This is a genomic window from Streptomyces xantholiticus (genome assembly GCF_014651015.1).
GTDB lineage: Bacteria > Actinomycetota > Actinomycetes > Streptomycetales > Streptomycetaceae > Streptomyces > Streptomyces xantholiticus.
The window spans coordinates 10558-37485 of record NZ_BMWB01000006.1 but is presented as its reverse complement, the minus strand read 5'-3'; the positions used below and the strand labels follow the sequence as shown (position 1 = coordinate 37485).

At 70.0% G+C, this 26928-nt stretch carries 21 protein-coding genes and 1 pseudogene; 14 read left to right on the top strand and 8 right to left on the bottom strand.

Annotated features, from left to right (window positions below; all coding sequences use genetic code 11):
• Positions 1-273: 273 nt before the first annotated feature.
• Positions 274-663, top strand: coding sequence for a DUF3662 domain-containing protein (locus tag IE198_RS12185; RefSeq protein WP_189885701.1), 390 nt, complete (start codon positions 274-276; stop codon positions 661-663).
• A gap of 291 nt (positions 664-954) precedes the next feature.
• Here IE198_RS12185 and IE198_RS12180 read toward each other — a convergent pair whose 3' ends face one another.
• Positions 955-1224: a hypothetical protein gene (locus IE198_RS12180; RefSeq protein WP_189885699.1), complete on the bottom strand. Its 270-nt coding sequence runs from the start codon at positions 1222-1224 to the stop codon at positions 955-957.
• Here IE198_RS12180 and IE198_RS12175 point away from each other — a divergent pair.
• Complete coding sequence (locus IE198_RS12175) at positions 1223-2059, top strand: glutaminyl-peptide cyclotransferase (protein WP_189885697.1); 837 nt, start codon at positions 1223-1225, stop codon at positions 2057-2059. The genes IE198_RS12180 and IE198_RS12175 overlap by 2 nt on opposite strands.
• A gap of 201 nt (positions 2060-2260) precedes the next feature.
• Here the strand turns inward: IE198_RS12175 and IE198_RS12170 are convergent, their stop codons facing one another.
• Positions 2261-2710: a hypothetical protein gene (locus IE198_RS12170; RefSeq protein ID WP_189885696.1), complete on the bottom strand. Its 450-nt coding sequence runs from the start codon at positions 2708-2710 to the stop codon at positions 2261-2263.
• A 239-nt stretch (positions 2711-2949) separates the two neighbouring features.
• Here IE198_RS12170 and IE198_RS12165 point away from each other — a divergent pair, with 239 nt between their 5' ends.
• Positions 2950-4065, top strand: coding sequence for an AI-2E family transporter (locus IE198_RS12165; RefSeq protein ID WP_189885693.1), 1116 nt, complete (start codon positions 2950-2952; stop codon positions 4063-4065).
• Positions 4066-4200: 135 nt separating this feature from the next.
• Here the strand turns inward: IE198_RS12165 and katG are convergent, their stop codons facing one another.
• Entirely contained in the window at positions 4201-6432 is a 2232-nt protein-coding gene (katG, locus tag IE198_RS12160) for a catalase/peroxidase HPI (protein WP_189885691.1), read from the bottom strand.
• A 437-nt stretch (positions 6433-6869) separates the two neighbouring features.
• On the opposite strand from katG, the gene IE198_RS12155 reads away from it, so the two are divergent.
• Positions 6870-7280, top strand: coding sequence for a Fur family transcriptional regulator (locus IE198_RS12155; RefSeq protein ID WP_189885689.1), 411 nt, complete (start codon positions 6870-6872; stop codon positions 7278-7280).
• 49 nt (positions 7281-7329) lie between these two features.
• On the opposite strand, the gene IE198_RS12150 is transcribed toward IE198_RS12155, so the two are convergent.
• Both IE198_RS12150 and IE198_RS12145 read right to left on the bottom strand, forming a co-directional pair.
• Positions 7330-8613 (bottom strand): cytochrome P450, encoded by a 1284-nt coding sequence (locus IE198_RS12150; RefSeq protein WP_189885687.1) that lies wholly within the window; start codon positions 8611-8613, stop codon positions 7330-7332.
• 217 nt (positions 8614-8830) lie between these two features.
• Complete coding sequence (locus IE198_RS12145) at positions 8831-10072, bottom strand: NAD(P)/FAD-dependent oxidoreductase (protein WP_189885685.1); 1242 nt, start codon at positions 10070-10072, stop codon at positions 8831-8833.
• A gap of 254 nt (positions 10073-10326) precedes the next feature.
• Here IE198_RS12145 and IE198_RS12140 point away from each other — a divergent pair, with 254 nt between their 5' ends.
• Positions 10327-10896: a PadR family transcriptional regulator gene (locus tag IE198_RS12140; protein WP_189885683.1), complete on the top strand. Its 570-nt coding sequence runs from the start codon at positions 10327-10329 to the stop codon at positions 10894-10896.
• Positions 10897-11011: 115 nt separating this feature from the next.
• Complete coding sequence (locus IE198_RS12135) at positions 11012-12733, top strand: acyl-CoA dehydrogenase family protein (RefSeq protein WP_189885682.1); 1722 nt, start codon at positions 11012-11014, stop codon at positions 12731-12733.
• Positions 12734-12864: 131 nt separating this feature from the next.
• Here IE198_RS12135 and IE198_RS35120 read toward each other — a convergent pair.
• Positions 12865-13180 (bottom strand): annotated as a pseudogene (locus tag IE198_RS35120) (iron chelate uptake ABC transporter family permease subunit); the annotation flags it as partial.
• 321 nt (positions 13181-13501) lie between these two features.
• Between IE198_RS35120 and IE198_RS12125 the strand changes: the two are divergent.
• On the top strand, positions 13502-13831 hold the full coding sequence (locus IE198_RS12125) for an STAS domain-containing protein (RefSeq protein ID WP_229833860.1): 330 nt from the start codon (positions 13502-13504) through the stop codon (positions 13829-13831).
• A 92-nt stretch (positions 13832-13923) separates the two neighbouring features.
• Here the strand turns inward: IE198_RS12125 and corA are convergent, their stop codons facing one another.
• Positions 13924-15012 carry a magnesium/cobalt transporter CorA gene (gene corA, locus IE198_RS12120; protein WP_189885678.1) on the bottom strand — a complete coding sequence of 363 codons (1089 nt, stop codon included), beginning with the start codon at positions 15010-15012 and terminating at the stop codon, positions 13924-13926.
• A 110-nt stretch (positions 15013-15122) separates the two neighbouring features.
• Positions 15123-16307 carry a MalY/PatB family protein gene (locus tag IE198_RS12115; RefSeq protein WP_189885676.1) on the bottom strand — a complete coding sequence of 395 codons (1185 nt, stop codon included), beginning with the start codon at positions 16305-16307 and terminating at the stop codon, positions 15123-15125.
• Positions 16308-16731: 424 nt separating this feature from the next.
• Between IE198_RS12115 and IE198_RS12110 the strand changes: the two genes are divergently transcribed.
• The 7 genes from IE198_RS12110 to IE198_RS12080 all read left to right on the top strand — a co-directional run bounded on the left by IE198_RS12110 (position 16732) and on the right by IE198_RS12080 (position 26528).
• Entirely contained in the window at positions 16732-18447 is a 1716-nt protein-coding gene (locus IE198_RS12110; RefSeq protein WP_189885674.1) for a multicopper oxidase family protein, read from the top strand.
• An 891-nt stretch (positions 18448-19338) separates the two neighbouring features.
• Entirely contained in the window at positions 19339-19596 is a 258-nt protein-coding gene (locus tag IE198_RS12105; protein ID WP_189885673.1) for a hypothetical protein, read from the top strand.
• A 100-nt stretch (positions 19597-19696) separates the two neighbouring features.
• Positions 19697-20452 carry a (Fe-S)-binding protein gene (locus tag IE198_RS12100; protein WP_189885671.1) on the top strand — a complete coding sequence of 252 codons (756 nt, stop codon included), beginning with the start codon at positions 19697-19699 and terminating at the stop codon, positions 20450-20452.
• Positions 20449-21873 (top strand): LutB/LldF family L-lactate oxidation iron-sulfur protein, encoded by a 1425-nt coding sequence (locus IE198_RS12095; protein WP_189885669.1) that lies wholly within the window; start codon positions 20449-20451, stop codon positions 21871-21873. The genes IE198_RS12100 and IE198_RS12095 overlap by 4 nt, the downstream gene beginning before the upstream one ends.
• On the top strand, positions 21870-22511 hold the full coding sequence (locus IE198_RS12090; protein WP_189885666.1) for a LutC/YkgG family protein: 642 nt from the start codon (positions 21870-21872) through the stop codon (positions 22509-22511). Before IE198_RS12095 ends, IE198_RS12090 begins: the two co-directional genes overlap by 4 nt.
• A 568-nt stretch (positions 22512-23079) precedes the next feature.
• The gene (locus IE198_RS12085; RefSeq protein WP_189885664.1) at positions 23080-23553 is read left to right on the top strand and encodes a lamin tail domain-containing protein; all 474 of its coding nucleotides are present in this window, start codon (positions 23080-23082) and stop codon (positions 23551-23553) included.
• A 449-nt stretch (positions 23554-24002) separates the two neighbouring features.
• On the top strand, positions 24003-26528 hold the full coding sequence (locus IE198_RS12080) for a SpoIIE family protein phosphatase (RefSeq protein ID WP_229833858.1): 2526 nt from the start codon (positions 24003-24005) through the stop codon (positions 26526-26528).
• Positions 26529-26928: the final 400 nt, after the last annotated feature.

Sequence of the window (26928 nt, the reverse complement as noted above, 5' to 3'; positions counted from 1 at the left end):
GACGTCGGTGGAAGTGGGCGGTCGGCCAAGGCCGTAGCGGGTGTTACCACCGGCCGGGGAGCGCACGGGAACCAGGGGGCGGGCCGTGCAGGCGGCCCGCCGCTTCGTCGATGCTGGGTCGTGGGGCCACCGCCCAGCGGATTGCGGCGACAGGGTTTCCGGCGCCCGTAAGGACTTCTCCAGGCCGGTGCGGACCGGTCGGCGCGCGGTGCGGCACGACAGACGGATGCGCGGGAGGTGCGTGGCCCGCGAAGTTTCGGGCACCCGCGTGCCATGGGAACGCTGATCCGATGGGAACGAGCCCTGGAACGCTGGCAGGATGCACTCCTCGCCAAAGCTTTCCGCAGCGAACAGGTCGAGCTGCTCGATGCGTTGCGGCACGAATGCGACTCTCACGTCGTGGTGTGCAGCCAGAGCCGCGTGGTGGTACCCAACGCCTACGAGGTGGAACTCGAGCCGGACGTCCACCGGGAGCTGACACGGCGCGGAGGCCGTGTCGGGCAGGCGCTGACCGACATGCTGGTCCGCCACGGGGAAGTGAACCGCTACGAATGGGCCGGTCCGTTGACGGTGCGTGTCGTCCCCGCCGCAGGCCTCCCCAACGGCCGCTACCGGGTCACCAGCAGTGTCATGCATCATGTTCGCGTCGACGCATTCGCGTGAACCGGCTGTCCCCATGGCTTGGCCGCTGTGCCCCCGCCCGGGCCGGCTTCACCGATGTGCGCCAGGCACGGCGGACGGTCGGGCAAGGGACAGGTCTGCGATCACTCCGTGATGATCACTCACCTGTGGGCCGGCCACGGGCCCGACCGGGACCCGATCGCATGCGGTGACTCTCAGCATGGGCCGTGCGGGCCGCAGCGAAGCAGCCGGTGCGACGACTCCGCCGCACCGACGGGGGCGGCTGTCCGCTCCGCCATCGGTCGGCGCTGCCGTCAGTGTTGACGCCTGTCTTCATCCCAAGGTGAGAAGGACGATCGCGACGGCCGCGGTGACCAGGTCGGCAAGGTGGGCGCCTGAGGCTGCTTCCTCGCTCGGCACCGTGAGGCCGAGAACGGCCGCAACAGCCGGGTGGATGCAAGGCTCGCCGTCCTTCGCAAGGGGATAGGTGGACGTCTTTGTCGGCGAGCCACGGGTCGGCGAGCCACGGTCCGCCGGCGGTGCGGCGAGGCACGGGCGCGGCCACACCGGAATACGGTCGACGCTGTGCCAATGTGACGCCATGCGTCGTCTTCTGCTGCCCGTCTTCATGGCGGCGGCTCTGCTCACCGCAGGCGTGGCCCCCTCGTACGGTCCGGGCGGCGAAGCCGCACGGCGTGGTGCGAGTGCAGCCGGGCGGCTCGCCGGGCAGGTCGAGCGGCTGGAGGTCCGCGTGCTCGACGTTCTGCCCCACGACCCTCAGGCGTTCACGCAGGGGCTGGAGGTCTCCGGACGCATTCTGTACGAGAGCACCGGTCTGGTCGGGAGGTCCTCGATCCGCGCGAGCCCGCTCGGTGGCGGCCCCACGATTCGGGTGGAGCTGCCCGCTCCGCTGTTCGGCGAGGGGATCACCGTCGTCGGGCCGACCCTGTGGCAGCTCACATGGCGCAATGGCATCGCGGTCCAACGCGATGCGAGGACTCTCGCCGAACTGCGCAGAGTCCCCTATCGAGACGAAGGCTGGGGGCTGTGCCATCAGCGCAAACGCAACCGGCTGGTGACGAGCAACGGGTCGTCACGGCTCACCTTCCGCGATCCGGAGAGCCTGGCGAAGACGGGCGAGGTCGAAGTCACCGCCGAAGGGCGGGCCGTGATGCACCTCAACGAACTGGAATGCGTCGGCGACACCGTCTACGCCAATGTCCTGTTCTCGGACCGGATCATGCGCATCGACGCGAACACCGGCACCGTCACCGGGGAAATCGACGCCGCAGGCCTGCTGGACGCGGAAGAGCGGCCCGGCTCAGCCGTACTGAACGGCATTGCGGTCGTCCCCGGCACGGATCAGTTCCTGCTCACCGGCAAACTGTGGCCCAAGCTGTTCCGCGTCACATTCGTCCCACGCGCGCAACGGTCGTGAGGTGCTGCAGTGCCTCGCGCGCCTCATCCCTTGACCGGGCCCGCCGTGAGCCGCTGGACGGCCGGGCGACCCTGGCCACCCCGGCGGCCCTGGTGACCCGCGACCGGGCCGCGGCAGAGAGCGCCGCGGCTGCGCACATCGCCCGCGGCGAATGGTGGCTCGCCGCCTGCCGTCCACGCGGTACGGCCCGGTCGCGGCAGGTCAGGTGAGTCGGTCCCACCAGGGCTCGATGCCGCGCCGGCGCCGCCGGAACCCACGCAGGCCGGCCACCACCGTGAGAACGGTCCACAGCGCCGCGCCGGCCACGACCGCTCCGGGCCTTCCGCCGATCGCCCCCATCACGACGGCTGCTGTGCCGGGCACGGAAAGCACGGCCGTCCATGCCGCTTTGTGGAGGATCAGGAGAGCGATCCCCAGGCCGATGCCGAGGGTGAACCCGGTGGCGAACACGAGCCAATCCAGGCCCGGTGCCGCCCGTCCGAGCATGGTTGTCCCGGTGCCCGCTGCCACCCCGTACAGCGCGAGGCCCGCCGTCCCTCGGGCCAGCCGCCGGCCGTCCACTCCGTAACCGCCCATGCGGGACAGCGGGGTGGTGCGGGCCGGGCGGAACTCCTGTGCGGGCCGGGCCGATCTGCTGTTGTTGCTCGCCATCCACGCAGCATAGGCACTGCCGCACCGAGCGGATCACCCACCAGATCCGATGTGCTCGGCCTGGCCCGGGTGACCTTCGGTGCCGTGCCGTGCCGTGCCGTGCCTTCGCCGGGGTCGGGTCACCCTCTGTGCCGACACCCGGTCAATTCGTCGGCCGGGCGGGCCGAGTTGCTCGACGAAGTGGCTCCCCGCCAGCGGTGATTCCGAAGTGGGACGGGAGTACGAATAGGGTGAGCTCCATGTCTGCCACGTTGAGTTCCACGAGAACCCGCGCCGCGCTTCGTACCTCGGCGCGCGTCTCGGTCGAGTTGCTGCTGGTCCTCGTGATGGCCGGGGTGGCCCTGTGGTTTCTGGGCCGCATGTGGTCCATCGTCTGGCCGCTCGTAGTGGCCCTGTTCCTCACCACGCTGACCTGGCCCCTGGCGCGCTTCCTGCGCCGGTGCGGGTGGCCCCCTGCCCTGGCCGCGTCGGTGGTGACCGTCCTGTTCCTCCTGGTCGCCGCGGGCATCGTGGCGCTGATCGCGGTGCCGGTGGCATCCCAGTCCGGCGAGCTCGCCGATGGTGTGGTGGAAGGCATCGAGAAGCTGCGCGAGTGGGCGGCCGGGCCGCCGCTGAACATCGGCGACGACCAGATCACAGGTGCCTTCGACGCCGCGACCGCCCGTATCAAGGACAGCGTCGGCAGCATGGTCACCACTGTCGTCACGGGAGTGAGCACCGTGTTCAGCGGCGTGGTCACCGCCGTCCTGGCGCTCTTCCTGATGTTCTTCTTCCTCAAGGACGGCCCGCGCTTCCTTCCGTGGCTCACCCGCCAGCTTCCCGGCCGGCTCGCCACCGATGTCCCGACCGTGGCCGCGCGCGGGTGGGACACTCTGGGCGCGTTCGTGCGTTCCCAGGCGTTCGTCGGCCTGCTCGACGCCGTCTTCATCGGCCTGGGCCTGTGGATTCTGGGGGTCCCCCTGGTGCTGCCGCTGGCGGTGCTGACCTTCGTGTCCGCGTTCGTGCCCATCGTGGGTGCCCTGTTCGCCGGTTTGGTCGCGGTGCTCATCGCACTGGTGTCGAACGGCCTGACCGACGCCCTGCTCGTACTGGCGATCATCGTCGTGGTGCAGCAGCTCGAGGGCAACGTGTTCCAGCCCATGATCCAAAGCCGTGGACTGGGTTTGCACGCGGCGGTGATCCTGCTCGCCGTGACGTTGGGCGGCAGCCTGGCCGGTGTTGTGGGCAGCCTGCTCGCCGTTCCGGTGGCCGCGCTGATCGCGGTGGTCTGGAACTATCTGCGCGAGCAGCTCGTTGATCCGCCGCAGGAGCCGGAGACCGAAGAGCCGCACAGCGGTGTCGCCGTACCGTCCTAGCAACTCGCCCCACCATGAAGGGGCCGCGATGCTGCGCACCGCATGCGGCGGGCAGCCCCGGGGCCCACGACGGTGAGGTCCACTCGCGCCGAGGACGTCCAGGTCGGCCGGTGCCGGCCGACCTGGACGTCGTGATCAGACGAGGTCGAACCGGTCGAGGTTCATCACCTTGTCCCAAGCCGCGACGAAGTCGTTCACGAACTTCTCCTTCGCGTCATCGCTCGCGTAGACCTCGGCGAGAGACCGCAGTTCGGAGTTCGACCCGAAGACGAGGTCGACACGGCTGCCGGTCCACCTGACCTCGCCCGTGGCGTCGTCGCGGCCCTCGAACGTGTTCGCGTCCTCGGACGTGGCCGTCCACGTCGTGCCCAGGTCGAGCAGGTTGACGAAGAAGTCGTTGGTCAGGGTGCCCGGGGCGTCGGTGAAGACGCCGAGCGGCGACTGCTGGAGGTTGGCGCCGAGGACACGGAGGCCACCGACGAGTACCGTCATCTCGGGGGCGCTGAGAGTCAGCAGGTTCGCCCGGTCGATCAGCAGGTACTCGGCCGGGAGCCGGTTGCCCTTCCCCAGGTGGTTGCGGAACCCGTCGGCCGCCGGCTCCAGTGCGGCGAACGACTCCACATCGGTCTGCTCCTGCGACGCGTCCACGCGGCCCGGCGTGAAGGGCACCTGGACGTCGAAGCCGGCGTCCTTGGCGGCCTGTTCGACGCCGGCGCAGCCGGCGAGCACGATCAGATCGGCGAGCGAGATCTGCCTGCCGCCGGTCCGGTCGGCGTTGAAGGACTGCTGAATCCCCTCCAGGGTGCGCAGCACCGACGCCAGCTGGTCGGGGTCGTTGACCTCCCACCCGCTCTGCGGCTGGAGGCGGATGCGCGCGCCGTTGGCGCCGCCGCGCTTGTCGCTGCCCCGGAAGGACGAGGCCGAGGCCCATGCGGTGGACACGAGCTGGGACACCGACAGGTCGGAGGCGAGGATTCGGCCCTTGAGTTCGGCGATGTCCTCGGCGTCGACGAGCTCGTGCGTGACCGGCGGGAGAGGGTCCTGCCACAGCAGGGTCTCGCTCGGGACCTCCGCGCCGAGGTAGCGCACGATCGGGCCCATGTCACGGTGGGTCAGCTTGAACCACGCGCGGGCGAAGGCGTCCGCGAACTCGTCGGGGTTCTCGAGGAAGCGCCGTGAGATCTGCTCGTACGCAGGGTCGACGCGGAGCGAGAGGTCGGTCGTCAGCATTGTCGGGGCGTGGCGCTTCGACGGGTCGTGGGCGTCGGGCACGATACCGGCGCCGCCGCCGTCCTTCGGCCTCCACTGGTGCGCGCCGGCGGGGCTCTTGAACAGCTCCCACTCGTAGCCGAACAGGATCTCGAAGAAACTGTTGTCCCAGGCGGTCGGGGTGTTCGTCCAGACCCCCTCGAGACCGCTGGTGATCGTGTCCCCGCCCTTGCCGGTGCCGTGGCTGTTCCTCCAGCCGAGGCCCTGCTCCTCGATCGGGGCGGCCTCGGGGTCGGGGCCGACAGCGTCCGCCGGGCCCGCGCCGTGGGTCTTGCCGAAGGTGTGACCGCCCGCGATCAGGGCGACCGTCTCCTCGTCGTTCATCGCCATCCGCCGGAACGTCTCGCGGATGTCGCGCGCCGCGGCGAGCGGGTCCGGGTTGCCGTTCGGTCCCTCCGGGTTGACGTAGATGAGGCCCATCTGGACCGCGCCGAGCGGGTTTTCGAGCTCGCGGTCGCCGGTGTAGCGATCGTCGCCGAGCCAGGTGGACTCGGGGCCCCAGTAGACGTCCTCCTCGGGCTCCCATACGTCCTCGCGACCGCCGGCGAAACCGAAGGTCTTGAAGCCCATCGACTCCAGGGCGACGTTGCCGGCGAGGATCATGAGGTCGGCCCACGACAGCGCCTGACCGTACTTCTTCTTGACCGGCCACAGCAGGCGGCGGGCCTTGTCGAGGTTGCCGTTGTCCGGCCAGCTGTTGAGTGGGGCGAATCGCTGCTGGCCCGTGCCGGCGCCGCCGCGGCCGTCGCTGATCCGGTAGGTGCCCGCGCTGTGCCAGGCCATCCGGATGATGAACGGGCCGTAGTGGCCGAAGTCGGCGGGCCACCAGTCCTGGGAGGTCGTCAGCACCTCCGCGATGTCCCGCTTCACGGCGGGGAGGTCGAGGGATGTGAACGCCGCGGCGTAGTCGAACTCGTCGCCCAGCGGGTTGGCCACGGCGGGGTTCTTGGCGAGGATCTTCAGGTTGAGCCGCTCCGACCACCACTGGCGGTTTCCGCCGCCCTGTGTCGGGTGCGGGGCGCGCCCGTGCGCAACCGGGCAACCGCCTCCGCCCTCTGCCTTCGGGTCTGTGACGATTGCATCCGGGTTCTCGGACATGGGAATCCTTTCGGGCGGAGCGGGATCGTGGTGCTCGGGAATGGCCGGCGGTGGAACAGCCGAGGGCATGCGTGCCGAGGGGTATCAGCGCTTGGCGGTGCGATACGGCGTACGGGGCTGGAGGGATCTGCACCTTGCGCGAAGCGCCCCGAGGCAACGGCGGTGACGCGGGGCACCCCCCAGCGAGGCCTTGAACAGCCCTCCGCGAGAGGCGGCCGGCCGCTCAGGCCGGCACCGTTCGGCTTCTCGGCGGTGGTCCTGTCATGTCTGGGTCTCCTGCCGCGCTGGAGGCTCGTGCTCCCTTGGCTATTGCCGGATCTGATCCTACAATGGACATAGTCCAGGTCAAGAAGCTTGCGGGTTCCATATCCAATCGGGGCCCGGACGTCGGCCGGTGAACTCCGGATGTCCCGCCAAGCCTGAACAGGTGAACCGATATGAGTGCCCTGCTGGAGCGACTGCGAGGGCGTGGCTGGCGGGTGACCTCCCAGCGGCGTGTCGTTGCGGAGGTCCTCGAGGGCGACCACGTGCATCTCACGGCCGACGAGGTGCACGCCCGCGCGGTGCAGCGGCTGCCCGAGATCTCCCGGGCGACCGTCTACAACACCCTGGGGGAACTGGTCTCGCTCGGCGAGGTCATCGAGGTCTCCACCGACGGCCGCGCCAAGCGCTACGACCCCAACGCGCACCACCCGCACCAGCACCTGGTGTGCTCCCGCTGCGGCACCATCCGCGACGTCCGTCCGACCGGAGATCCGCTGGCCGACCTCCCGGCCCAGGAACGGTTCGGCTTCACGGTCTCCGAGGTGGAGGTCACCTACCGCGGGCTGTGCCCCTCCTGCGCCTGACCTCCGCTCGAAGGGGAAGCGTCGGTCCGGCCGGGGTCGGCCGACGCCGTCATCGGGGGAGCCGTCGCTCCACCCCGACTGTCAGGGGTGCCCGGAAGGACAACAGGCCGAGCATCGGCGGTTCGTCCCCTTCCGTCGTGAGCCGGACGTCCGGCATACGGCGCGCCACCGCCCGCAGGGCGATCGCCGCCTCCGTGCGCGCCAGGGACGCCCCCGGGCAGCGGTGACGGCCGGCTCCGAAGGCCAGGTGATGGCGGACGTTCGTCCGATGCGGGCACATCCGCTCCGGCTCCGCGAACACGGCCGGGTCGGAGCCGCTCCCCATCAGCATGAGGAGCAGCTGCGCACCCGCCGGGAGTTCGACACCACCAAGTTCCACAGGCCGTGCGGTGATCCGGCGCCAGGTGGTCACCGGCGGCTCGCGCCGCAGCACTTCTTCCACCCAGGCCTCGGCCGACCCCGCCTCGCACACCAGGCGCGGCAAAAGTTCCGGCTCTGCCAGCGCCCGGCGCAACACGGTGGCGATCAGTTGACCGGTGGTGGACTGACCGGCGATGAAGACGAAGAAGCAGGCGCTGACCGCGGTTGGCGTGTCCAGCGGCTTTCCGTCGGGCAGGCGGTGGCGGGACAGCGCCCCGATGAAGGAGTCCGACGCCGCCGTGGCGCTGTGCACCGTGTCGGTCAGCCACTGGTGGAACTCACCGACGAGGCAGGCCAGTTCCAGCTGACGCTCGGGGGAGGGCCTGCCCCAGAACAGTTCCAGCGAGGCGTCGCTCCAGCGGACCAGCGTATCGGGAGTGACACCCCGGATACCGAGCAGCTCCATCAGCACCCGGCACGGCAGGATCTGCGCGAAGGAGGCGAACAGGTCACAGCGCCCGGTGGCGTCGATCCGGGCCTGCGCCGCGTCCAGCAGTTCGTCGGCGCAGCGCTCGATCACAGGGACGGCGGCCGCTACCCGCCGGGAGTTGAAGAACCGGGTGACGACCCGGCGCAGCCCGGCATGGCTGGCCGTGCCGTTGTTGGCCAGCGCGGGCGGGAGTGTGAAGCCGGCCCGTGCGAGGGTCCGCAGCACGGCGACGGGCAGCGGGGCCACCGCGTTCTGCGCGTTGTCCGGCAGGAAGGCGGACGAGTCGGACAGCACCCGTCGTACGTCGCAGTGGCGGCTGACCAGCCACAGCCCGGTGCCCGGGTCGCGGTGCACGGGCGACTCGGCGCGCAGGGCGTCCAGCCAGGGGAAGGGGTCGCGTACGAAGTCCTCCCCGAACAGGTCGAACAGCTCGACCAGTTCCCGCGCGTCCGGCACCTGCGATGCGCCGATGCGATCGTGCACGTCGGGCTCCGCCGCGGCGGTAGCCGACGTGAATACGTCCAGGGCCGGAAATGTCACGCGCGGACGCTAACACGCACCTTTGTCGTCCTCACCGGCATGTGCGCGGTATCACTCACCGGGCACACGGTCCGCCCAAGCAGGGCCCGGTGCAGTCCCGGATCCTGCCCGGGCGGAATCGTCATCGGGGCATCACCGGACGGGGTGGTTTCGGTGACGGTCAGGCCGGGCTGCCCGCCTCATGCGCCATCCGTTCCTTCATGTGGCCGAAGAACTCCTCGGGCCGGGTCACTCCGGCCGTCACCCTGGCGAACTCGTCCTGCGCAGATCGGCTCCGGGACGTCGCAAGGAGCAACTGCTCCATCTCGGGAGGCGGCGGCTCCATCGACGCGAACTCCGCCGTGAACTCGTACATGCTCATGACCTCCGCGTCCCGGGCCTCCTGGCTCGACCGCATGGCCTCGTCGAACGTCTGCCGTCCGGCAAAGGTGTCGTCGAGTGCCCGCGCGCACCGCTCCGCGTCCCGGAAGGCGTCCTGGATGCCCTGGGCGGTGATGGGATCCTTCAGATATCCGGCGTCGCCGACCAGCACCCAGCCCGGACCGTACGGCTTACGGAAGTAGTTGGGAACGGCCATGCCGACGAACCGTTCGGTCCGGTGGGCGGCGGACACCCGTTCGGCCAAGGCCGGCGCCCGGGCCAACGTGGCGTGGTAATTCCCTTCGACATCACCGCGGTTGGCCTCGAAGTCCCGCATCGGCCAGCCGCAGATGACCATCGTCAGACCGTCGTTGGTCGGCCATGCGGCGAACGCCCGGTCCCCTCGGTCGTAGGCCTCGAACGTCCCGTGCATCGCCAGTCCCGCCCAGTACGTGTAGTAGTAGGCGTTGATCTTCGGCTTCTCCGCGTAGCCGACGGCGCCCACTGCCTTCCCGACCGACGAGTGGAGTCCGTCCGCGCCCACGACCACACGGGCGTGTTCGGTCACGAGCCTCCCGTCCTTGCCATGGCCCGTGATGCCAGAGACCGTGCTGCCGTCCGACACGATGTCTTTGACGGTGAATGCCTCGCGCACCTGAGCACCGGACTCGGCGGCGGCGTCGACGAGTATCTTGTCGAGGACGGTGCGACGCGGTGCGTACGAGACCTCGAAGCCCGCCCCTGCGGGGGACCCGGCGATGGTGAACGGACCGAGGTCGAAGGCGTAGGTGTCGATGGAGGGACATCCGGTCGCGACCACCCGGTCCAGCAGCCCCCACCGGTCCAGCGCGGCCAGTCCGGGCGGATGGATCAGGTGCGTGGAGATCGTGTCGCTGGGGAAGGTCGCCCGGTCGACCAGGAGGACCCGGTGTCCGAGACGGGCGAGCAGCATGGCGGTCGGTGCACCTGCGCAGCGTGCGCCGACGACGATCACGTCATGGTGACGGTTGTCCGTGCCGACTTGGCCGGCCGTTCTGGTCATGGTGTCCACCTGCCGATCGGCGGCTCCGCCTCTCGGACTTCCGGCCGGGCGACCGCCGGACGAGGAGAGGGCCCACCTGTCCCGGGATGCGGGTCTCGCTTTCCATGTGTCCTGCGATGCGGTCCTCACTTTCCACGCTAGACCACGCTCGTGATGCGGGCTGCCTGTGCCGGCAGGCCGGGTGCGAGTGAGCCACGTCTCACCGGGGCGGTCCGCCCTTGTTTATGCAACGAGTTGCATAGCAGGATCACCGTATGGCCCTCGAACACGCGATCCTCGTCTCCCTGCTGGAGAAACCGGGCTCCGGGTACGAGCTGGCCCGCCGGTTCGAGCGGTCCATCGGTCACTTCTGGACGGCCACCCATCAGCAGATCTACCGCGTCCTCAAACGGATGGAGGCCGACGGATGGATCGAGGTGCGGGAAGTGCCGCAGCAGGGCCGACCGGACAAGAAGGAGTACTCGGTCTCGGCGCCGGGCCTGTCCGCCCTGGGCGAGTGGCTCCACGAGCCCATCCGACCGGAAAGCGTCCGGCACGAGCTCGCCGTGAAGATCCGCGGCGCGGCTTTCGACGACCCGCACGCCCTGGTCGGTGAGGTCGAACGGCACCAGCGGATGCACAGGGACCGGCTCGAGCACTACCTCGCCGGAGAGCGACGGGACTTCGGTCGGAGTGACGCAGATGCGGCCGACGACGAACTCCCCGATGCCGGGCGGGAGTTGCAGCATGCGGTTCTCCGCGGTGGGATCGCGTACGAGCGGATGATGATCGCCTGGCTCGACGACGTTCTCGTCACGCTTCGTCGCCTCGGACGCGCCCGGTGACCCGCCGGCGCGGAGGAAGCCGCCCCGTGCTCCCGCGTCGGCACGGCTTCCCCGTCGTGCCGGACCACATCTCTTCCTGACCCCCGACCACCTCGAGCCGGAAAGGCGAACACCCATGGCCGACACGCTCCTGTTCAATCCCCGCACGTACGACCCGGCCCATTTCGACCAGGAGACCCGCAGGCTGCTGCGCGCCACCGTCGACTGGTTCGAGTCCCGCGGGAAGCGCAAGCTGATCGAGGACTACCGCACCCGCGCCTGGCTGGCCGACTTCATCGCATTCGCCGCCGAGGAAGGACTGTTCGCGACCTTCCTCACTCCCGCCTCGGAGGGCGAGCCCGGGCAGGGCAAGCGCTGGGACACGGCGCGGATCGCCGCCCTGAACGAAATCTTCGGCTTCTACGGGCTCGACTACTGGTACGCCTGGCAGGTCACCGTCCTCGGCCTCGGACCGGTCTGGCAGAGCGACAACGCCGCCGCTCGGGCCCGTGCCGCCGAACTGCTCGCCCAGGGAGAGGTCTTCGCCTTCGGGCTGTCGGAGAAGGCCCACGGTGCCGACATCTACTCGACCGACATGCTGCTGGAGCCCGAGGGCGACGGCGGCTTCCGGGCCCGCGGATCCAAGTACTACATCGGCAACGGGAACGCCGCCGGACTCGTCTCCGTCTTCGGCCGCCGCACCGACGTCGAGGGCCCCGACGGCTACGTCTTCTTCGCTGCGGACAGCCGCCACCCGGCCTACCACCTCGTGCAGAACGTCGTCGACTCCTCCAAGTACGTCAGCGAGTTCCGTCTCGACGACTACCCGGTGGGACCCGAGGACGTCCTGCACACCGGGCGCGCCGCCTTCGACGCCGCGCTCAACACCGTCAACGTCGGCAAGTTCAACCTCTGCACCGCCTCCATCGGCATCTGCGAGCACGCGATGTACGAGGCAGTCACCCACGCCCACAACCGGATGCTGTACGGCCGCCCTGTCACCGCCTTCCCGCACGTGCGCCGCGAGTTGACCGACGCGTATGTCCGCCTCGTCGGAATGAAACTGTTCAGCGACCGCGCCGTCGACTACTTCCGCTCCGCGGGCCCCGACGACCGCCGCTACCTGCTCTTCAACCCGATGACGAAGATGAAGGTGACCACGGAGGGCGAGAAGGTCATCGACCTGCTCTGGGACGTCATCGCCGCCAAGGGCTTCGAGAAGGACACCTACTTCGCCCAGGCCGCCGTCGAGATCAGGGGGCTGCCGAAGCTCGAGGGAACGGTCCACGTCAACCTCGCGCTGATCCTCAAGTTCATGCGCAACCATCTGCTGAACCCGGCCGAGTACGCGCCGGTGCCCACCCGTCTCGACGCCGCCGACGACGTCTTCCTCTTCCGGCAGGGACCGGCACGCGGCCTCGGCTCCGTCCGCTTCCACGACTGGCGTCCCGTGTTCGACGCCTACGCCCACCTGCCCAACGTCGGCCGCTTCCGTGAGCAGGCGGACGTCCTGTGCGAGTTCGTCGCCACCGCCGCCCCCGACGAGGAGCAGAGCCGGGACCTCGACCTGCTCCTCGCCGTGGGCCAACTGTTCGCGCTGGTCGTGCACGGTCAGCTGATCCTGGAGCAGGCCGGGCTGACGAGCCCGGACGAAGACGTGCTCGACGAACTGTTCGCCGTCCTGGTACGCGACTTCTCCGCACACGCCGTCGAACTGCACGGCAAAAACTCCGCCACGCCACAGCAGCAGCGCTGGGCTCTGGACGCGGTCCGGCGCTCCGTCGTGGACGACGGCCGCTCTGCGCGTGTGTGGGAGCGCGTCGAATCCCTGGCCGGAACCTACGAGATGAAGCCGTGAGCGAGGCGTGACTCCGTAGCGGGCGGAGCAGGAGCGGCCGGTGCGGGCCCAGCCCGCACCGGCCGCTCTGCGCGGTGTCGTGGGTGTAACGGGAACCTACGACAGGGGCCACCATCTGCGTGGCAGCGCCTGCGGGCGTGCCGGCGGCCCACCGGGGCACGTACCGCGTGGGGTGCCACGAGCCCGACGAACCCGACCGTGCCTGCGGAGGCCACGGCGGTGGGGCTCGGCAGCACACCGAGCAGGAGGAACCCGAGGCGCGTGCGTGCCGGTCCCCGGCCGAGTTGTCTCGGGGTGTGCTCGTCGAGCGACCTCAGCTGCAGCTCCCCACGCCGTACGGTCGCCCCGGCGGCGCTCACCACGAGCAACGGCCACGCGAGCAGCGCGTCGGGCAGGGACCGCCCGCAGGGTGGATCCGGAAAGCCAGGTGAGGGCCTTCGTCGCGTTGACCTGGCCGGAACCGATCGCCGGGCCCCGGGCCGACCACCCCTGGACCTCGACGGCGTCGACCGGATCGGGCGGGCGGACCAGGCCGGCAGCCCGGGTGGCCGTCCGCTCACCACCGCGGCGCCGGCTCCGACTGCGAAGGTGGTGTGGGGCAGCTCGCCGGTGCCCGAGGCCGGCTCAGCTGTCCGCCCGCGCTAAGGCGGTTGACCGGCTTCTTAACCTTGAAGTAGCTATTCGTTCATATTTGGGGTGTATGCCGTATATAGGACATTAGCTCTGCATGCGGTCGCTTCGGTGCTTCTCGCGGATCTGGAGATTCCCATGACAACCTCGACATCCCCCGGGCAGCAGCTTCCCCTTGCCATCTCTACGGACGGCGAACGCGTCATCATGACCTTCCACGGCGTTCTGTACTCGTCGATGGCACTCGCCCTCGAGGAACATCTGCAGGATCCGCGCCTCAGTGGCAGTCGGGAGTGGCTGCTCGACATGGGTGCTGTGGAGCGGATCGACTTGGTCTGCGCCTACGCCTTGCTCCGCGTCGCCGGAGCTGCGGATGCCCCGAGCATGCGCGTCACCCACGCGAATCGTCGCGTCGAACGCACGCTGCATCACGCCGGGCTGCACGCCGTGGCGACGTTCGACGCCTGACTTGACCGGCCCCGCGACAGCCCCTCGGAGCCGGACATCTCCAGGCACGAGGCGGCCCCGCGCTGCCGCCGGCCCGCGAGCAGGTGGCGGCGTCAGAGCCAGCCGTTGCGGCGGAAGCCCCGGTGGATGACGACACAGGCGACCGCGATGACACCGAGGAACAGGGGATAGCCGTAGGTCCAGCGCAGCTCGGGCATGTGGTCGAAGTTCATGCCGTAGACGCCGCAGACCATGGTCGGTACGGCGATGATCGCCGCCCATGCCGTGATCTTGCGCATGTCCGCGTTCTGGGCGACGGTCATCTGGGCGAGATGGGCCTGGAGGATGGAGTCGAGCAGAGCGTCGAAGGACGTGATCTGCTCGGTCACCCGGTCGAGGTGGTCGGCGACGTCACGGAAGTACGCGCGGATGTCGGGGGCGATCTGAGGCATGGGTTGTGAGGCGAGCTGCTGCAGGGGCCTGCCCAGAGGTGTCACGGCCCGCTTGAGTTCGAGCAGTTCGCGTTTGAGCTGGTAGATCCGGCCGGCGTCGCCACGGTCCGCCTGCTCGGCGAAGACAGCGCTCTCGACCTCTTCGATGTCGTTCTGTACCGCTTCGGCTACGGCGAGATAGTCGTCGACCACATGGTCGGCGATGGCGTGCAGGACGGCGGACGGCCCCTTGGCCAGTTGCTCGGGTGCGGTCTCCAGGGCTTCGCGCAGCGGACCGAGCGAGCCGTGGCCGCCGTGGCGGATGGTGATGACGAAGTCTCGACCGATGAACGCCATGAGCTCGCCGGTGTCCACGACCTCGCTGGTGGCGGTGAGCTCCTCGTGCTCGACGTACCGGACGGTCTTGAAGACGGCGAAGAGTATGTCGTCGTACTGCTCCACCTTCGGACGCTGATGAGCGTGGACGGCGTCCTCGACCGCCAGCGGATGCAGGCCGAAGAGCCCGGCCAGGTCCGCGAACTCCTTCTCGTCCGGCTCGTGCAGGCCGATCCAGACGAAACCGCCGCCCGACTTGCGCACACGCCGCAGGGCTTCCTCGGTCGAGCAGTCGCCCGCCTGCCGCCCTCCTTCGATGTAGATCGCACACTTGACGACCGCGCTGCCGAGCGGCGAACGCGCCGGGTGGCTGAGGTCCACGGCACGTCGGTACGTCCGGCGGACGGCCTTGCGCAGATGCTGGATCATCGACATGGCGGAGACTCCTTCGGCGAATCGGCTGTCAGTCTGCCATCGCCTTGCCGCCTGCCCCACATGATCCCTCGACGCAGTCGTGGTCGCCGCAGTGCCTGGCGCCATCCTGGTCAGTCGAGGGCGGCGGCCATCCGGTGCACCGCCTCGCTGATCACCTCGGCCGAGGCCGCCAGGTTCATGCGGACGAAGCCGGCGCCGCCGGTGCCGAAGCCGGCGCCGGAGGTAAGAGCGACGCGCCCCCGCTCCAGGAAGACGGTCGCCGGGTCGCCGCACAGATCGAGCGAGCGGCAGTCCAGCCAGGCCAGGTAGGTCGCCGGAGCCGGTTTGTAGCGCATGGCAGGCAGATGCTCGGCCAGCAGGCCCGCCAGCAGGCGGCGGTTGCCGTCGAGGCCGGCGAGCAGGGCGTCGAGCCAGTCGCCACCGCTGCGCAGCGCCGCCGTGTGGGCGATGATGCCGACGTGGCTGGGGCCATGACCGACCTCTTCGGGGACGCGGGCGAGGTCTTCGGCCGCATCGGGGCCGGCGATGGCCAGGGCGGCCTTGAGGCCGGCCAGGTTCCACGCCTTGGACGCCGACATCAGCGACAGGCCGCTCTGCGCGCCCGGCACACTCAGGTACGGCACGAAAGTCGCTCCCGGTGCCACGATCGGGGCGTGGATCTCGTCGGCGACGACACGCACGCCGTACGTTCGCGCGAGCGCCGCCACGCACGCGAGCTCGTCGGCGGTGTGCAGGGTCCCGGTCGGGTTGTGCGGGCTGCACAGCAGATACGCGGGCCGGTCCCCGCCCGCGACAGCTCGCCCGAAGGCGTCCTCCAGCGTGCGGAAGTCGATGCGGCCGTCCGCACCGAGCGGGGCCTCGACGACCGGCCGGCCCATGTTCCCGACGAACTGGTAGAACGGCGGATACACCGGGGAGTTGACGATCACCGGATCGCTCGGACCGGAGACCAGTTTGAGCATCTCGACGATGCCGAGCATCACGTCCGGGACGATCGCCGTGTGCTCCACCGCGAGGCCGTGCCAGTTCCAGCGCTTGCTCGCGAACTCGGCCAGCGCTTCGGCGTACCCCGTCCCGGCCGGGTATCCCGTGTCTCCGAGCGTCACGGCGTCGGTGATCGCCCTCGCGACGGGCTCGGCGAGCGGCACGTCCATCTCGGCGACCCACAGCGGCAGCACATCGTCCGGATACGCCCGCCACTTCATGCTCGTACGCCGCCGGAGCTGCTCCAAGGAGAGCTGCTGCAGCGGATTGCCGGCACCGGAGGCAGGGATGTCACGAGGCACGCTGTCCATGAGTCAAGGGTAGGAGTCCTGCCGAGCCGCTGGGCGCCCGATGCGCCGGCGGCCTTTCCCCGCCCGCTGCTTCGGGCGTGGCCGGGTCGCCCACGGGTGCCCACCACCAGGACCGGAGGCGCCCGTTTCGCGTTCACGCGACGCGGCGGCTCGGTGCCTTCGGGCCGGCTCCCGCAGATCGGTTCGGTGGTCGTACGGGAAGTGCCGTGGACGCCTGCGGGCCTGTGCGCGGGCGCGTCCGGCCGGTGCACCCCGCCGCCGACCGAGGCCATTCCCGCAGCGCGACAGACAAGACGGTCATATGCGTTCCTACCCGATGTTTCTGGCATTGTGCTCCATGCTGGTTCGTGCCGCGTCAGCCCCGCCCGGGGCGCCGCCCATCAGCCGGGGCGGGATGCGCGCACGTGCGACCGACCGGAGGATCATGTACAGGCAGGATCACATCCGCCCGAGCTCTCCCACCCGGCGTGCCGTGCTCGGCGCCGGGATCGCCGCAGCCGGAACCGCACTGCTCACCGCCTGTTCGGGCGGCGACGCGGACCGCACGGGCGGTGTCGGAAAGGAGGCCGTCAACGCCGGCCCAGGAGGCTCCGTCTCCGCGGACGGCAAGAAGGTCCGGCCCACTTGGACGCCCAGCCCCGAAGGGAAGGTCCGCAACCGCACCTTCACCGCCACACCGGCCACGGTCGAGATCGGCGGCGGACGCACCGTCAGGACCTGTACCTACAACGGCGAACTGCCCGGAAAGCCGGTGCGGATCACCGCCGGCGACACACTCGAGATGACGCTCGCCAACCACCTGTCCGAACCCACCACGGTCCACTGGCACGGGATCGCCCTGCGCAACGACATGGACGGCGTGCCCGACGTTACTCAGCCGCCCATCAAACCGGGCGGATCGTTCACCTACCGCTTCCAGGCGCCGCACCCCGGCACCTACTGGTTCCACCCGCACGTGGGCCTGCAGATCGACCGGGGGATGTACGCGCCGCTGATCGTGGACGACCCCAACGAGCCCCTCGCCTACGACGCGGAATGGATCGTCCTGCTGGACGACTGGATCGACGGGGTCGGCGGCTCCAGCCCCGAGGACGTCTTCGACCAACTCCGCAAGGGCAAGCCCGCCATGAGCCACGGCTCCGCGCACCGGCGCGGGGAAAACCACGGCGTCCGGCCCGCGCCGTCCAAACCCTCCGGAGGAATCGCGGCCGGGTACGGGCCGCCGAGGGCCCACGCGCCCGAGGACGACCGCACCCCGCAGCGGGAAGACGCGTCGCCCTCACAGCACCATGGAGAAGGGCCCGGTCGGCTGATGAAGGGTGCCCGGAGCGCACTGCTCGGCGGCCATGCGGGCGACGTCGCGTATCCGCACTATCTGATCAACGGACGCACACCCGACGATCCGACCCAGTTCAGAGCCAGACCCGGCGACCGGATCCGGTTGCGCATCATCAACGGGGGCGCCGAGACACCGTTCCGTGTGGCCCTCGGCGGTCATCAAATGACGATCACCCACAGCGACGGTTTCCCCGTACGTCACCACCGGACCGACTCCATGCTCCTGGGCATGGGCGAACGGTACGACGTGCTGATCACCGCGAAGGACGGCGTCTTCCCGCTCACCGCCCTCGCCGAAGGGAAGGGCGGCGCCGCCATGGCCGTCCTTCGCACAGCAAGCGGCGCACTTCCCGGCCCCACCGCCCGCCCCGCGGAGTTGCGGCGCGCCGTCCTGCCGTCGGCGCGCCGCCTCAGGCCCCACGAATCCGTTGAACTCGACCGGCGCAGACCCGACCGGATCCTCAAGGTCACGTTCACCGGCGGCATGGAGGACTACGACTGGGGCATCGACCACCGCCCCTACACACCCGACCGCGTCCACCGCATCGAACGCGGCGAACGCGTACGGCTCGTCGTCATCAACGCCACCGACATGTGGCACCCCGTCCATCTCCACGGCCACACCTACGCCCTCGCCGGCATCGACTCCCACGGCGCCCGTAAGGACACCGCCACCGTCCTGCCCCACAACAAACTCGTCCTCGACTTCGACGCCGACAACCCCGGCCACTGGATGCTGCACTGTCACAACACCTACCACTCGGAATCCGGCATGATGACCACCCTCACCTACGGCGCATAGCCACCCGTCACTCGAGTACCGCCGGCCGGAGCCGGACCGTCTGCCGGGGGTGTGGGCACGGTTGAGGTGCGGCTGCCTGCGGATGCCGCTCGGGTGGCCCGGCCTTCCAGCACACTCCAAGCGGCCGCGTCCAGGCCGGTTCAGGTGCCTTGCGTCCATCGGCACATCCACATGGTGAACATGGTGTGCCCCGCGCTGTGGTTACGGTCCTGATCTCTCCCACGGTGATCGCGGCAACCCTCCTCGAGGCCTTCTGGCCAGGACGCCGCATGCGCGCGTTCGACGGTTTCCGTCGACAGCGCGGCCGGCGCCCACAACGCGGCCCCCGCCGCTGCCGCCCCAGCCGGCGGCTGAGAGGCCCGGCGCCGAAGCGCCGAGTGTGGGGGAGGCTGGGCAGGGCGTCCTGCCGTACGGCGCCGAGCCGGTCCCGCAGGCGCTCGCCCGGACCGGGCGCTTGCCGACGCTGCCTGCTGCTCACCGATCGCGCGGTCGCCGAGCAGGAGCCGGTGCACGTCGCGGGGCGCGCCGACCTCTTCGGTGGCCCGGGTCGGCAGACGGCCGCAGGCCGGAGAGATCAGCGGTATGCGTTCGGACGACTTCCAGGTCACGGTGTCACCGCAGGCCGGGGCGACGGCCGTGTCCAGACGACCGCCGCCGTCCCCGCTGAGTAAGGGCTCGCACGCCGCGCCGGTGGACGGCCAGGCGTGCTGCCCGCAGCGCCGGGCGATCGAGGCGCGGTCGCCCGGACTCCCGCGGCCAGATCGCCGGCCGACCCGGACATCAGCACCCGGCGCTGCCGCGCGTCGTGCGACGGGGACGGGCCGCTGAGCCCGCGGCCACTTCCGCCGGCCCCGCCGGCCCCGCCGGCTCAGCCTCGCCGATAATGGGCACATGCACAACGCACCCCCTGCCGGCGACGCAGAGCCGTCCTTCGGCGGGCGCAGGACGGACGATGCCGGTGCTCCGGCATCAGAGGAGCTGCGCGCCGTCGTCCGGGACCGCCTGGACGACGTCGACGACCTGGTGAGCCGCTACGCCGCCCAGGTCTCGGCGTTCGACGACCATCAGGGCAGTGCCGGACGAGGACCTGCGCGAGAGGGCGCGCATGCTTCGAGCTGCTGCTGCGGCTCGTCGGCGGCCTGCACATGACCGATGAGCTGCGCGCGGTGCCCGAGCGCCCGGGCCGACGCCGCGCCCGTCAGGGGGACGCGGCTGCCGCCCGGCCCACCCCGGCCCGGAGGAACTACTGATGCGCGTCGCCCTGTTCGCCACCTGCGTCAACGACGCCCTCTACCCGTCCACGGCCATCGCCACCGTCAGACTCCTCGAACGCCTCGGTGCCGATGTGGACTTCCCCGCTGCCCAGACATGCTGCGGCCAGCCGCAGTTCAACACCGGTTACCGGCGCGAGACCGAACCGCTGGTCCGCCGCACGGCCCGCGCCTTCGCCGACTACGACCACGTGGTCACGCCTTCCGGTTCCTGCGTCGCCATGATTCGCGACAACTATCCCCGGATCGGTGCCAGAGCGAAGGCCGAAGGCCGCGGCGAAGAACTGGCCGAGGCCGCGGCATCGCTCGTGCCGCACGTCTACGAGCTGACCGAGTTCCTCGTCGATGTACTGGGTGTGACGGACACGGGCGCGTACTTCCCGCACACCGTCACCTACCACCCTTCCTGCCACGGGCTGCGGATGCTCGGCCTCGGTGACCGGCCGCGCCGGCTGCTGCAAGCGGTCAGGGGTCTGGAACTGATCGAACTGCCGGGCGCCGAGGAATGCTGCGGTTTCGGCGGAACCTTCGCCGTGAAGAACCCTGACGTGTCCGAGGCGATGGGCGCCGACAAGCTCCGCAACGCCCTGTCCACGGGCGCCGGCGTGCTCTGCGGCGCCGACAATTCGTGCCTCATGCACATCGGCGGCATGCTGCGCCGCCAGGACGCGCCGCAGCGGACACTGCACCTCGCGGAGATTCTCGCGAGCACGGAAGAGGAGCCGCTGGTATGAGTGGGACCTTCATGGGAATGCCGGCCTTCCCCAAGGCGGCACGCGACGCCGTACGCGACACGACACTTCGCGGCAATCTGCGGCACGCGACCCGCACCATCCGCGCCAAGCGTGCGGCGGCGGTGGCCGAACTCGAGGACTGGCCACAGTTGCGCGAGGCCGGCAAACAGATCAAGGACCACACCCTGCGACACCTCGACCGCTACCTGGAGCAGGTCGAGCAGGCCGTCACCGCCGCGGGCGGCACCGTGCACTGGGCCGCCGACGCCGACGAGGCGAACCGGATCGTCGCGGACCTCGTGAAGGCCACCGGTGAGACGGAGGTCGTCAAGGTCAAGTCCATGGCCACCCAGGAGATCGGCCTCAACACGGCGCTCGAGGCGGCCGGGATCCGCGCCTACGAGACCGACCTCGCCGAACTGATCGTCCAGCTCGGAGACGACCTGCCCTCCCACATCCTCGTCCCGGCCATCCACCGCAACCGGGGCGAGATCCGCGACATCTTCCGTGACAACATGGCAAGTTGGGGACGCCCGGCACCGGAGGACCTCACCGACCGCCCCGCCGACCTCGCGGAGGCGGCGAGACTCCACCTGCGCGAGAAGTTCCTCCGCGCCAAGGTGGGCATCTCCGGCGCCAACTTCATGATCGCCGAGACCGGAACGCTCGTCGTCGTCGAATCAGAAGGCAACGGGCGGATGTGCCTGACCCTGCCCGAGACGCTCATCTCGGTGGTCGGCATCGAGAAGATCATCCCCACCTGGCGCGACCTCGAGGTATTCCTCCAACTGCTGCCCCGGTCCTCCACGGCCGAGCGGATGAACCCCTACACCACGATGTGGACGGGCACCACCGACGGGGACGGCCCCCGCACGTTCCACCTGGTCCTGCTGGACAACGGCCGCACCGACACCCTCGCCGACGAGGTGGGACGCCAGGCGCTGCGCTGCATCCGCTGCTCGGCGTGCCTGAACGTCTGCCCGGTCTACGAACGGGCCGGCGGTCACGCCTACGGCTCCCCCTATCCCGGCCCCATCGGCGCCATCCTGACCCCCCAACTGCGCGGCATCGCCTCCGAGGTCGACGCCTCGCTGCCGTACGCGTCCTCCTTGTGCGGCGCCTGCTACGAGGTCTGCCCGGTGGCCATCGACATCCCGGAAGTCCTGGTCCACCTGCGCGAGAAAGTCGCCGACCAGGGCGGCAGGGGCCACCGGCTGGAGAAGGCCGCGATCAAGGCGGCGACCTGGCTTCTCGACCACCCGGCCGCCCTCACCGCCGGAGAGCGCCTCGCGTCCAGGACCCGGAAGCTGCACCCCGAGCGCCTCCCCGGCCCCGGGACGCGCCAGTGGACCAACAGCCGGGACCTGCCGGACCTGCCCGCCGAACCGTTTCGCGACTGGTGGAAGAAGAACCACGCATGACTTCTCGGTCCTCCTCCCGCGAACGCATTCTCGCCAAAGTGCGCAGTGCGCTCGCCGATGCCCCCGATGCCCCCGAGGTCACTCGCGACTACCTGGCGAGCCACACATCTGACGACCCCGCCGCGTTGCTCGACCTCCTCCACGAGAACCTCACCGACTACCGGGCCGTCGTGCACCGCAGCACCGAGCACCATCTTCCGTCCCTCATCGGCCGGCTCCTCGCCGACCAAGGCGCGCGCACCGTGGTCGTCCCGCCGGGCCTGCCCAGCGGCTGGCTGGCCTCCACCCGAGTCGAGCAGTGCTTCGACGCCGGCCCCCTGGTTCCCGCCGAACTCGACTCCATCGACGCCGTGATCACCGGCTGTGCGCTGGCCGTCGCCGAGACAGGCACCATCGTCCTCGATGCCGGCCCCGGGCAAGGCCGCCGGGCCCTCACTCTCGTACCCGATCTCCACATCTGCGTCGTCAACGCCTCCGACCAGGTGGTCGCCTCCGTCTCCCAGGCCCTGCCGCGGCTCGACGCCACCCGCCCGCTCACCTGGATCTCCGGCCCCTCCGCCACCAGCGACATCGAACTCGACCGGGTCGAAGGCGTCCATGGCCCGCGACGCCTGGAAGTCGTCCTGGTGATCGACTGACATCCACGGCGCAGGTGCGGCGGACGTCGTAGAACCGGCGCAGCGCTCTCACGGACGGCGCCGGAGCCGTGCAGGTGGCAGCTTCCGGCCAGTTGAGTGCCTGGTGGGAGTGGTCCGGTTGGGGTGGGGGCATGGGGTGGAGTGAGGGCTTCTGCCGCGGTTCCCCCGTCGCGGCAGAAGCCCTCGATGTTCCGGTCCCGCGTACGGCACGGGCGCAGGTGTGCGAAGAAGCGTGAAGAACGGCTGTTACGGAGACTTGCGGCCTCCGGCAGGTCGTGTGCGGGGTGGCGCAGTGGGTGGCGGGCCGAAGCGCGTAGGGGCTCGCCGTTGATGGTTCAACGGTCGGTGTAGCGGTCAGTTAATGTCAGGGCCCCGCCCGGCACTCGCGCGACCGATATGGGCGACAGTTACAGAAGTGTCCGTGATTGGTAACGCGGCCTGGTGCGTCGGCTGTTGGTTCCGCCAGTGCTCCAGTGTGTGGGTTCTCGGCCGACACGGCCGGGAATCCGCATCGCCCCCCGCCGCCCTGGATCGGCTGTGGGCCCTGTACTTGAGGGGACATCAACTCATGTCTGCTTCTTCGACCGCCCGTCGTGTCATGGCGACCGTCCTCGCTGCCGGCGCCGTTGTCACGGTCGTCGCTCTGCCGGCCTCCGCCCACGACGACGACCGCGACCGCCGGTACCGTCAGCACCCGCGGGTCGAGATCAGCGCCGTGCATGCCGACAGCCCCCGGCGCGAAACTCGCTCCAACCGGTCCCTGAACGCCGAATGGGTCGAGATCACCAACACCAGCCGCCGCTCGGTCGACCTGGACGGCTGGACCCTGCGCGACCTCGACGGCAACCGCTACTGCTTCGACGACTACATCCTCGCCGGCCGCTCGACCGTCCGCGTCCACACCGGCATGGGTCGCGACACCCGCACCGACCTCTACCAGGACCGCCGCACCTCCGTGTGGGACAGCCGCTACGACGAGGCCGTCCTGCGCGACCACCGCGGCAACACGGTCGACATCGAATCCTGGAACCGGGGCCGCTGACCCTCGGCCGGTGAACGGGGTGTCTGCCCGTCGTCAGCACACCCCGACCACCAGCACGAGCGTGTGTGCCGGGCAGCCTGACCTGCCCGGCACACCGCCGCAAATGCCGCCGGGCGCAGCAGGGGGAGAGGCGGCAGGAGCCTGCCGACCACGTACTCGAGCCGCGTACGGTGCGGCCCGGCGTTGATCCACTCGCCGCTTGGGACGAATTGCCGACTGACGTGATCCGCGACGCCGACGACAACCGGGTGCATGGGCGTCGAACTGCGCGGCGGTGCGGACTTCGGGAAGTCGCCCTGCGGAGCCCCGTACGGGGCAGGCCCCACCGAGGCGGGGGATACGTGGATTTCCGCGGCAGGTACTCCGGTGCGGAGCCTGCGAACGGCAATCGGTTCGTCACCCTGGGTTGCTGCCGAGCTGACCTGTGCCGACCTGCGCACACTGGAAGCATGGACGGGATGACCGTCGGCGGGACGGCGGAGCGGGAAGATCTACTTGCCGCAGCCGTCGTCGAAGCCGTCGAAAGAACCGGCGCCTACGGAGGCAGTGTCTTTCTGCGCTCCAGCGACCGCCGGTCGATCGTGCTCGCCGCGACCTGCGGCGTGCCCCCCTCCCTGCTCGGTGGCTGGCGCCTCATTCCGGTGAACGGCCCCATCCCGGTCGCCGAGGCGTACAGCTTTGGGCGCACGGTCCACCTGGCCGACGCAGAGGAGACGATGCGCCGGTATCCGCAGCTCGCAGTGGCCCTGCCGTACGCCTTCGGCTCCTGCTCCGTGCCGGTGGGCACAGGCGGAGAGACCTTCGGGTCGCTGGCGATCGTCCGGGCGGCAACACCAGGCAGCGAAGGGCTGTCCAAGGCCCGGCGCCGCCACCTGCGGAGTGTCGCCAGCCGGCTGGGCGACTCCCTGGCCGCACTCCGCGCCCGTACCGGCGATCCTGTGGAATGCGACGGGGAAACGGTCCCCGTCGAGATCCCGGCTCCCTCCGGAGCTGCCGTGCAGGTCGGCTTCTTCCAGTGGGACCTCGGCACCGGCACCTTCCTGGTGGACGACGAGCTCTGCGCAATCTGCGGTCTCGACCCTCATGCTTTCGACCAACGAGCCGACACGCTCGCTTCCCGCCTTCACCCCGGAGATCTCACTGCCTTCCGAGCCTTCGCCCGAGAGGCAGCCATGGACGGCCGGACCACCAGTAGGCGCGTCCGCTTGTCAGACCCCGGGCACGGCGGTGAGGGGTACCGCACGGTCGAGTTGTGGGGCCGCGTGCCGAACGCCGACGACCCGCGGGCAGGCACCCACCTGGTCGGGGCGGTCGTCGACGCCCGGGTCGGCCACATGGCCGTCGCAGCGGTCGAGCGGCTGCGCGACGGGGTCTTCTCCCTCGCCCCCGACGGACGGGTCACCTACGCCAACCACAGTGCCCTGCGACTGCTTGGCGCGTCCGGCGACGAGCTGCTGGGCCATTACCTCTGGGATGTTGTGACCTGGCTGTCCGATCCCGACGTCGAGTACCGGCACCGGTCCGCGATGATCTCGCAGTCGCCGGCCTCCTTCCTCGCCTGCCGCCCGCCCGACCGGTGGCTCTCCTTCTCCCTCCATCCGGAGGCGGACGGAGTGACCGGCCGGGTCGTGCCCGTCGGTCGGCCACCCCCGGACTCGACGACTTCCGCCTCGTCGGCATCACCCGCCACGGCGCCGTCGCGCCTGGGCGTCATGTACCACGTCCTGCAGTTGGGGAGCGCGCTGACCGAGGCGGTCACCGCCCGCGAAGTCTGTGAAGTCGTCTCCGACCAGCTCCTGCCGGCCTTCGGAGGCCAGCAACTGGCGATCTACGTGGTCCGCGACGGAACGATGCACCTGCTCTTCCACACCGGCCACCACGAAGACTTCCTGGACTGGCTGGAAGGCGTACCGCTGCACGCCCGCCTGCCCGGCACGGAGACCCTGACATCCGGCGCTCCGCTCTTCATCGAGTCGCAGAAGGACCTTTCCCGGGGCTACCCGGGCATCCCCACGGGCGAAGTGAGCTCGTGGGCGTATCTCCCGCTGATCGCCTCCAGCCGCCCTGTCGGCACCTGCATCCTCGGCTTCGACGACATCCATCAGTTCACGGAGAGGGACCGCGGTGTCCTCACTGCACTCGCCGGGCTGATCGCCCAGGCTCTGGAACGAGCGCGGCTCTACGACTCGGAGTTCGCCCTCGCGCGTGGCCTGCAGAAGGCGCTCCTGCCGCACCGGCTGCCAAGGGTCCCGGGCATCCGTAGCGTCGTGCGCTATCTGCCCGGCACCAGCGGAATGGACATCGGCGGCGACTGGTACGACATCATCCCCACCGAGAGCGGGGTCTGTCTCGTGATCGGAGACGTGGAGGGGCACAGCATCGCCGCCGCTGCCACCATGGCCCAGTTGCGCAGTGCGGTGCGGGCGTTCGCGGCCGTGGGGCCCATGCCGGGCGATGTGCTGACGGGTGTCAACCGAACCCTCATCGACCTCGGACCCGGGCTGCTGGCCAGCTGCTGCTGCATCTACTTCGACCCCCAAGGCCCCCAAGACCACCATGCCTACGCCGTCACCGCCGGCCACCCCCCACCCTTGCTCCGCCGCCCCGACGGGACGACCGATGTCCTTGACCTGGAGGTCGGCCCGATCCTTGGTGTGGAGCGCGCGAGCGCCTACCCCGAAACCCGGATCGCCCTCCCACCGGGATCCGTCCTCGCCCTCTACACCGACGGACTGGTCGAGGAACCCGGAACCGATATCGACGTGGGGATCGACCGGCTGCGAGCGTCCTTGGCCCACGCCCGTGCGGACTCGCTGGACGAACTCGCCGACCGGCTTCTGCACAACGCCCGCAGCTTCTCGTACCGAGCCGACGACATCGCTCTCCTGCTCACCGAGTTCCGGCCACCTTTCCCTGGAGGACACCAGGGAGACGACCGTGACGACTTCGCTGCGGGTCGGTCTGCGGCACGGTGAAGATGATGGCCCCAGCCGCGTCCCGACCGCAACGCTGAAAGAGCTCACTGCTGAGGGCGAGGGCGCCGTGGGGAATGGCGGGGAAGCGGGCGGACCCTCGGCGGCCCTGTTCGCTCGAACGCGCGGGCACCGGTGGCCGGGAGAACGCGCATGTCTGTCTGCGCCGCAGCGGCTGGTTACATGCGCCCAGCCGATTCGGGGAAACCGTTGGAAACGGGCAATTGAACCTGGGTGGCGCGTCGGGCGAAACGTCGGCGCGCGAGAACGGACGCGGGCGCGCGACGGACTCCCGCGCGCCCGCTGCTCCCTCCCCGCCGGCCCTGCCCATCGCCTGCCCTCGTCCACACGTCCAGCTGCCACCGGTGCTGAAGCTGCGGCGACTGCCCATCTGACCTGGGGC

Coding starts and splice junctions, on each gene's coding strand:
- IE198_RS12185 (WP_189885701.1), top strand. CDS start 274: ATGGGAACGCTGATCCGATGGGAACGAGCCCTGGAACGCTGGCAGGAT.
- IE198_RS12175 (WP_189885697.1), top strand. CDS start 1,223: ATGCGTCGTCTTCTGCTGCCCGTCTTCATGGCGGCGGCTCTGCTCACC.
- IE198_RS12180 (WP_189885699.1), bottom strand. CDS start 1,224: ATGGCGTCACATTGGCACAGCGTCGACCGTATTCCGGTGTGGCCGCGC.
- IE198_RS12170 (WP_189885696.1), bottom strand. CDS start 2,710: ATGGCGAGCAACAACAGCAGATCGGCCCGGCCCGCACAGGAGTTCCGC.
- IE198_RS12165 (WP_189885693.1), top strand. CDS start 2,950: ATGTCTGCCACGTTGAGTTCCACGAGAACCCGCGCCGCGCTTCGTACC.
- katG (WP_189885691.1), bottom strand. CDS start 6,432: ATGTCCGAGAACCCGGATGCAATCGTCACAGACCCGAAGGCAGAGGGC.
- IE198_RS12155 (WP_189885689.1), top strand. CDS start 6,870: ATGAGTGCCCTGCTGGAGCGACTGCGAGGGCGTGGCTGGCGGGTGACC.
- IE198_RS12145 (WP_189885685.1), bottom strand. CDS start 10,072: ATGACCAGAACGGCCGGCCAAGTCGGCACGGACAACCGTCACCATGAC.
- IE198_RS12140 (WP_189885683.1), top strand. CDS start 10,327: ATGGCCCTCGAACACGCGATCCTCGTCTCCCTGCTGGAGAAACCGGGC.
- IE198_RS12135 (WP_189885682.1), top strand. CDS start 11,012: ATGGCCGACACGCTCCTGTTCAATCCCCGCACGTACGACCCGGCCCAT.
- IE198_RS12125 (WP_229833860.1), top strand. CDS start 13,502: ATGACAACCTCGACATCCCCCGGGCAGCAGCTTCCCCTTGCCATCTCT.
- corA (WP_189885678.1), bottom strand. CDS start 15,012: ATGTCGATGATCCAGCATCTGCGCAAGGCCGTCCGCCGGACGTACCGA.
- IE198_RS12115 (WP_189885676.1), bottom strand. CDS start 16,307: ATGGACAGCGTGCCTCGTGACATCCCTGCCTCCGGTGCCGGCAATCCG.
- IE198_RS12110 (WP_189885674.1), top strand. CDS start 16,732: ATGTACAGGCAGGATCACATCCGCCCGAGCTCTCCCACCCGGCGTGCC.
- IE198_RS12105 (WP_189885673.1), top strand. CDS start 19,339: ATGCACAACGCACCCCCTGCCGGCGACGCAGAGCCGTCCTTCGGCGGG.
- IE198_RS12100 (WP_189885671.1), top strand. CDS start 19,697: ATGCGCGTCGCCCTGTTCGCCACCTGCGTCAACGACGCCCTCTACCCG.
- IE198_RS12095 (WP_189885669.1), top strand. CDS start 20,449: ATGAGTGGGACCTTCATGGGAATGCCGGCCTTCCCCAAGGCGGCACGC.
- IE198_RS12090 (WP_189885666.1), top strand. CDS start 21,870: ATGACTTCTCGGTCCTCCTCCCGCGAACGCATTCTCGCCAAAGTGCGC.
- IE198_RS12085 (WP_189885664.1), top strand. CDS start 23,080: ATGTCTGCTTCTTCGACCGCCCGTCGTGTCATGGCGACCGTCCTCGCT.
- IE198_RS12080 (WP_229833858.1), top strand. CDS start 24,003: ATGGACGGGATGACCGTCGGCGGGACGGCGGAGCGGGAAGATCTACTT.